Here is a 6,937-nt window from a genome sequence, read left to right as displayed (position 1 = left end):
TTCATTGGTTCGCTGTCCTCGCATAAGATCGGCTTTGCAGATGGACAGTCCTTTGGCCGCCCTTATGCCGAAACACTGACGATACTCACTATACTTGCCGTCGTCGTCGCGATCGCGCATCGGCGGGGACGGAGCTTCAGCCGTGCGGTAGCCGCGTTTGCCACCCTGGCTTTGGGCGTTTCGTTGATGTCGGCGATTGTCGCCGCGTTGGAAATCGCGTCCGAGGGTGATGACGATCATTTTTTCTTGCCATCGTTGCCGGCCACCGCTCAGGCTATCGCTATCGCTATCGCTATCGCTATCGCTATCGCTATCGCTATCGCTATCGCTATCGCTATCGCTATCGCTATCGCTATCGCTATCGCTATCTCCGCGGCGCTGCTCGCATGGTAGGGCGGCCGAAATGGGAGAAGATTCCCGGCCGTGGAACCCAGCGGGGTAAGATCCTGCGTCGCGCTTTCCCGGTATTCGCGCTTGTCCTGGCGTTCGACGCACTGGCCGAAATCCTGATCGGCGAGGCGGATGCAATCGCCTCACTCGTGGTCCACGTCATCGTCACGGGCGTAAATATCGCGGTTTTCGCAGCGGTGATCTTCTGGTCGGTTACACGCCTCGCGGCGGAATACGCTGTGTTTTTGGAGATAACTTATGCAATGGAGTCGGTACCGATCGCGCTCACGACGGTTTCCGGGACGATTCGGCATTGGTCGCGAGGGTGTGAGGAGCTTTACGGCTGGAGCGCAGAGCAAGCCGTCGGCCGATCGAAATATGATCTGATGCAGTCACGCAATGCGGATCCGATGCGCATCGGGCCGGTGCCCGGGGGTTCGGATAGCCAGCAGCAAGAACTAATCGAACAGCGCTGCGACGGGACAGAGGTGCATGTCATCGAACGGGTGCGGCTCGTACAAGCCCCGGGGCGAACCGCCGTGCAAGTCCACGAGATGACCGACATCACCGAGCGGGTTCGGATCGAGGTCGCGTTGAAGGAAAGCGACGCCAATTTGTCGCTTGCGCTTGAGGCGCAGAAGATTGGCACTTTTGAATTGAACGTGGCGACAGGGGAGGTTGCGGTGTCGCCGGCCATGGAACAACGTCTGGGGCTAAAACCGGGTGAGTTGGGAACGATCGGGGCATGGGCCGAGCGGATCGAACCCGTCGACATGGCTGCAATCCGGGCAAAGATCGAAGATGCTGCAATACGGCATGCCGAGCGATACAGTTTTCAGTACCGGCTCACCGTGCCTAATGACGGAGTGCGCGTCATCGAAGGTGTGGGTCGCCTGATCTACGATGCGAAGAACAAGTTGAGCAAAGTTTTCGGCATTCTTGTCGACGTTACTGACCGGAACCGGCGCGAAGTGGCATTGCTGGTTGAGCAGGAGCAGTTCCGCTTGGTCCTAAAAACCGTTCCTTCGGCGATGGTAATCTTCGACGATCGCAACATCATTAAAGCGTTCAGCGCCTCGGCCGAACAGCTGTTCGGCTATGCTGCGCACGAGGTGATCGGTTGTAACGTTGAAATCCTCGCGGTTACCCCGAATATCCACAAGGCTAACTCGTTCGTCAACCGTTACCTCAAGGACGGGAAGAGCTACGTTTCCGAAGGCACGCCGGTGACGTATGCGAGCCGCCGCGATGGTAGCGCGGTACCGATCGAATTGTGGATGGGCGACATGGGGGCCGGATCGAAGCGATTGTTCACCGCCTTTGCCCGCGACCTGACCGAGCGGCTTCATTCAGAAAAGCGCCTGTCGGAAATGAGCGACGAGTTGTTGCACGCGTCGCGCCTCAGCGCGATGGGAGAGATGGCCGCTGGCCTTGCCCATGAACTCAACCAGCCATTGGCCGCGGCGGCCTATTTCCTCGGCGCAGCGGATCTGATCCTGGTGGAGGATGCCAATCGCGAGGAGGGCAGGTCGCTGTTGCGGCTCGGCATTGAGCAGGCGCTACGGGCCGGAGAGATCATTCGGCGAATACGAGATTTCGCGACGCGTGAAAGCGTCGATATGCAGGTCGGCCCGATCCGCACTATCATCTCGGATGCCGTTTCCTTGGCGTTCATCGGCGCGACACGCTACGATATCGAACTTGTCTATAATTTGGATCCCTCGGCCGAAATGGTGCTGGCCGACCGAGTCCAGATCGCGCAGGTGTTCGTCAATCTGCTGCGCAATGCGACAGAAGCGATGCGGAAATGCCCGCTCGCCGGGCGGCGGATTACCATAAGGACGAAGGCACATGCCGATGAAATGGTTGAGGTAAGCGTGGCCGATACCGGTCCGGGTATCGACCCGTCGATGCTCGACCAGCTCTACATGCCGTTCGTGTCGACCAAGCGCGACAAGGGAATGGGCGTGGGCCTGTCAATCTGCCGCCGGATCATCGAGACGCATGGTGGCACGTTCGACGCGGTGAACAGTCCGGCCGGCGGCGCCGTGTTCTGCTTTACACTCCAGAATCCCTGTCTGACATCGGAGATCGACGAATGACCACGCGTAGGATCTATGTCGTCGACGACGACCAGTCGGTGCGATCCGCGCTGCAAAGTCTGCTCTCGACCCGTCCAAATCTGATGGTGTTCGGCTATAGATCGGGCGACGACTTCCTCGCCCAGATCGACACTCTCGAGCCGGGCTGCGTCTTGCTCGATTATGACATGCCGGGGTACAACGGCCTTGAGGTGTTGCGCAAGATTGTCGGCTTGCCGCGCAAATTCGGCGTGATTATCCTGACCGGGCAAGGCGCCACGTCGATTGCAGTCCAGGCCTGGAAGCTCGGTGCGCTCGACTTTTTGGAAAAACCTTGTGACCCGTCGATACTGCTAGACGTCGTCGAAACCGCTTTTTCCACGATCGAACAGGACCACAAGGCGGTATCGCTGTCGGAACACGCCCGAACCGCGATCGCGACCCTGACCGCGCGGGAAAAGGATGTCCTAATCGGCTTGGTCGAGGGACGCGCAAATAAGGTCATCGCCTACGAACTGAGTCTCAGTTCTAGGACTGTAGAGATCTACCGCGCCAAGTTGATGACGAAGCTTAACGTGCGAAGTCTCTCCGAGGCGCTGCGAATTGCGTTTGCCGCTGGGCTTATTCCAAACGACTGATTGCCACGGTCGCCTGGGACTGCCACGCATGCACCAAAGTCAGTACCGCAGCACCGGCATCGCGTCGATCGACTAGCATCACCTTATCGTCTTGCTGGATCTGATCGTCCTTGGCATTGACGATAACGATGATCTGCCCCATCCAACACTGGTTGCGGAGCGTTTCCGCCCAGTCGACCACAGGTGGCGCGATCAGCGCTTCCTCGATGATCAGCAACGCGGTCGCTCGAATATGCTCACTGAGTGTCGGGTCGAGGTGATCAACGGTCGAGATCGGCATATGCCCCGCCATGCCGAGTTGCGCTGCAAGAATGCTACGCAACCCGGTGTCGACAATCGCCAGAATAAGCCGACCTTGGGTAGCACTCATTATACCGTATCCTAGATAGCGCTCGCGGCTCGTATGACGACTTTGATACCCTCACAGGTCGCCGTATACCTTAAGGGGGTGTCCGTATTGACTGAATGTCCGTTATAGATTTGTGCCATTTTTGTCGTGCTTAAAACTGCCCCGAAACGTCGAAATAGACGTAGCGCGTGTTGCCGGTCGCAGGCGCATTGGGCGCGGCCTGGAGAAAGAGCGCCTTGACCAGATAGGCGGAGCCCAGTTCGACCCGCACCTCCTTGGGAATGACCCAGTATCGAACGCGCCCCTCGAACTGCGCGCCTGCATAGCTGCCGGACCTACCCGACCGATCGCGAACCCCGGTGGACGAAAAGCTGTCGGCAGTATGCTCCAGCCACAGGCCACGCGCCATCACGAAGCCATCGAGCTTGGGCCAAGGTTTCACTTCGATCCGCACGCCGGGCGACACGAGATTGGCCCGGCCGATCGGACCGTAGAGGGCGGTTGGGCCGAAGTCGGTGCGCCGGGCGCCGAACAGTGAGTCGAACCGACCATAATGTCCTGGCGTTCCAGAGTCGCCGCTCGCGATGTCGCCGTGCAGCGAAAGCCTCGGCGCCCACGGCAGCGCGAGTTCCTTGCCGATCTCAGCGTGCGCGAAATAGGCCGAGACCTTAAGATCGGCATGGTCGCTCGCGGCGACGGTAGCGCGGATTTTGCCGAACTGATACGCGCCTTCTGCTTCGAAATCGATGCGCTTGCCGGAGCTGCGCAACAGCCGTGTGCCGACCGTCGACAGGCGCCGATTGCGGGTGGCAATCGAGGCGGAATCGCGTTCGGCCAAGCGATAGCCATAGACTTCCGCGCTAACACTGGACGTGATCTTGGCCTTCGTGAAGCTGGCGCCATAAAATTGCAACTCCGGGCTTTCGCGGTCCCAATTCACAGCGTTGTGGTGGACCCCGCGATCATCGACCGGCCCCTTGAGCGCTGGCATCGTCCAGAAGCCGATGAAGTGGTCTTTGCCGGCTCCGCTCCATTCGAAGTTTAACCCGGTGAAGGAATTGACCGTATTAGGAAAATCGGTCCGGCCGACCAACCGGCTCGAACCAATGTTGAGGGCAAAGCGACCTGCTGTCAGCGCCGCCGTGGATCCCTTGCCAAACCGGTTGTTCACATCGAGCGCGACGTAGCCCTGTGCCAGCTCGACCGCGTCGACTTCGCCGGTACCCACCGAAGATTTGACGTTTTCGCCATATCCGCGCGCATCAATCACTTCACCGCCGATGCGCAGCGGACCCTGCTTATATTCGGCGAACAGCGTCGTGCGCAGCGACCATAGACGATCGTCCGCCGGGCGCGGCGGCGGGCGGAATTGTCCGTCGATCGCTTCGACCCGCGAGCGCAGCGTCAATTTGATCGTCAACCTGTCCGGAGCGCCGAGCGCCTTGTAAAGAGGGCCGGCTTCCGCATCTTTGGCGATCGCCTGACCGACCGAAGCTGTGCCCAGCGCCGCGCCCATCGATAAGCGTAGCACTGCCCGGATCACTCGGTTGCGTTGAACTCGGCTCGATGGGGTCATGGTGGCGCCTGATCTGTGAGGGGAGCCGATATTATAGGATAGTCGGTAACGGTGCTGGTCCGTTAGGTGTTTTCCGAATTTGGTACGCGAAGCCATGTTGCAAAAGCTGGAAATTATTGCGGTACGCGCGAGCACGAGAATATTGTCCTATATAATTGAATAATCTGCGCCGTATTGCGACAGCGTGTGCAACGCTGTCGGTTAAAGATCCGCCTTTTGAAACGGAACCTCCCGATGCTGACTAAGCTGAACAACTGGACGCTTTCGAAAAAGCTGCTGACCGCGTTCGTCATAATCGGGACTTTGATGGGCGCACTTGGCATCACCGGTCTGCTCGCCAATCGAGAGCTGTCGGCCACCGCCGACCGCCACGTTTCACGCGGCGTGGCAAGTGTAACGGCGCTTTCAGACGTTCTCGGGCAGATCCGCGAGGAGCGGATCATCGTCTATTCGCACATGACTGCGACCAAGCCCGAAGAGATCGCAAAGCTGGAAGATCGCTTTGCTACGGCGAGCAAGAAGCTCAGTGCAGCGGTCGATGGGTACGCCAAGGTTGGCGGCGAGGATTTAAAGGTCGATATCAACAAACTAAAGGGGCTTTCCGCCAGTCTGATCGCGGTGAACGCGCAGATCCTCGCTTCCAAGCATTCGGCCCCCGGCACGACCTTCGCGCTTATTAAGGGCGCGGGCAAGGACATGTCGCACGACACGATCGCTCAGGCCGACCTGCTTCAGGCGAAAACGCTCGGACGGTCGTATAAGGCGGTTGCGGCGGCGCATGCGTTTACTGCCGGAATCTTGGCCCTGACCATTGCCCTCGAGGTTCTTTCACTGGCCGGCTTGGCCGCGATTTGGTATCTGCTCGCCACGACGGTCGCAAAGCCGATGGCCGAGCTGGCGACGGTCACCACCATGCTTGCCGCCGGAGACAGCGTCGCCGTGCCGCATCTCGGCCGGGCCGACGAACTCGGTGCAATTGCCGAAGCTGTAGAGCAGTTCCGCAGCGCGGCAGAAATCCGCGCCGATGCCGATGTCGAGGGTACAAGGGAGCAGCAGGCGGTGAAGTCCGCGCTCGCCGATGCGCTCGCCGCGCTGACCGCCGGTGACCTCACCGCCGACATCACCGCCGCTTTCCCCGCCAGCTATGCCATCCTCAAGACAGATTTCAACTCGGCTCTGTCGAGCTTGCGCGGCCTGATCGGCGGGGTAACCAAGAGCGCCGACGGCATCCGCACCGGCTCGCAAGAAATCGCGCAGGCGTCAGAAGATCTGGCGCGCCGCACCGAAGGCAATGCCGCCAGCCTCGAGGAGACGAGCGCGGCATTGGTGCAGATCGACACCCGGCTGAAGGCTACGGCCTTGTCGTCGGTCCAGACTGTGACGCGCGCCGATCAGGCGATAGCCACGGTCGGCGGTGGCCGCGCAACCGCCGAGGAGGCGGTGCAGGCGATGGGCCGGGTCAGCGACAGCGCCAAGGGTATCGACAGCGTGATCGAAGGGCTCGATAAGATCGCCTTCCAGACTCGCGTGCTGGCGATGAACGCCGCGGTCGAGGCGGGGCGTGCGGGCGATGCGGGCCGAGGTTTCGCGGTCGTCGCCGATCTCGTCTCGGCCTTGGCAATGCGCGCGGAGGAGGAAGCAAAGCGTGCGCGCGACCAGCTCACGTTGACGCAGACCGACATCGTCACCGCGGTGCAGGCGGTGCAGAAGGTCGATGGCGCGCTGGCCAATATCTCGAGCGACGTCGGCGAGGTGCACAAGCTGCTTGGCACGATGGCCGACGACGCCACCGCGCAATCTCGGCGATCACGCAGATCACCGCGGCGATCAGCGCGATGGACCAGTCGACCCAACAGAATGCGGCGATGGTCGAAGAAACATCGGCCGCAGCCCGTAACCTCAC

The 6,937-nt window shown here is 60.3% G+C and carries 5 protein-coding genes and 1 pseudogene; 4 read left to right on the top strand and 2 right to left on the bottom strand.

What is annotated here, in order from left to right; translation table 11 throughout:
• From RI03_RS24315 to RI03_RS21050, 3 genes are all read left to right on the top strand, one after another.
• The coding region (locus tag RI03_RS24315) for a hypothetical protein (RefSeq protein WP_010219751.1) at window positions 1-393 on the top strand (393 nt) is incomplete at its 5' end.
• Complete coding sequence (locus RI03_RS21055; RefSeq protein ID WP_010219750.1) at window positions 387-2,492, top strand: PAS domain S-box protein; 2,106 nt, start codon at window positions 387-389, stop codon at window positions 2,490-2,492. The genes RI03_RS24315 and RI03_RS21055, both read left to right, overlap by 7 nt.
• A complete protein-coding gene (locus tag RI03_RS21050) occupies window positions 2,489-3,109 on the top strand; it encodes a response regulator transcription factor (RefSeq protein ID WP_010219749.1) in 621 nt (206 codons plus the stop codon). The genes RI03_RS21055 and RI03_RS21050 overlap by 4 nt, the downstream gene beginning before the upstream one ends.
• Here RI03_RS21050 and RI03_RS21045 read toward each other — a convergent pair.
• Complete coding sequence (locus tag RI03_RS21045) at window positions 3,093-3,479, bottom strand: hypothetical protein (RefSeq protein ID WP_037515960.1); 387 nt, start codon at window positions 3,477-3,479, stop codon at window positions 3,093-3,095. The genes RI03_RS21050 and RI03_RS21045 overlap by 17 nt on opposite strands.
• Window positions 3,480-3,609: 130 nt before the next feature.
• Window positions 3,610-5,169, bottom strand: a complete 1,560-nt coding sequence (locus RI03_RS21040) for an alginate export family protein (protein WP_170318443.1) — start codon at window positions 5,167-5,169, stop codon at window positions 3,610-3,612.
• A gap of 99 nt (window positions 5,170-5,268) precedes the next feature.
• On the opposite strand from RI03_RS21040, the pseudogene RI03_RS24945 reads away from it, so the two are divergent.
• A pseudogene (locus RI03_RS24945) lies at window positions 5,269-6,937 on the top strand (HAMP domain-containing methyl-accepting chemotaxis protein); the annotation flags it as partial.

The organism is Sphingomonas sp. PAMC 26621 (assembly GCF_000251145.1).
In the GTDB taxonomy this organism is placed as follows: Bacteria; Pseudomonadota; Alphaproteobacteria; order Sphingomonadales; family Sphingomonadaceae; genus Sphingomonas.
This window is presented reverse-complemented; position numbering and strand designations above follow the sequence as displayed.

What these genes read in the sequence shown, in the direction of transcription:
- RI03_RS21045 (WP_037515960.1), bottom strand. Translation starts at nt 3,479, where the DNA reads ATGAGTGCTACCCAAGGTCGGCTTATTCTGGCGATTGTCGACACCGGG.
- RI03_RS21055 (WP_010219750.1), top strand. Translation starts at nt 387, where the DNA reads ATGGTAGGGCGGCCGAAATGGGAGAAGATTCCCGGCCGTGGAACCCAG.
- RI03_RS21050 (WP_010219749.1), top strand. Translation starts at nt 2,489, where the DNA reads ATGACCACGCGTAGGATCTATGTCGTCGACGACGACCAGTCGGTGCGA.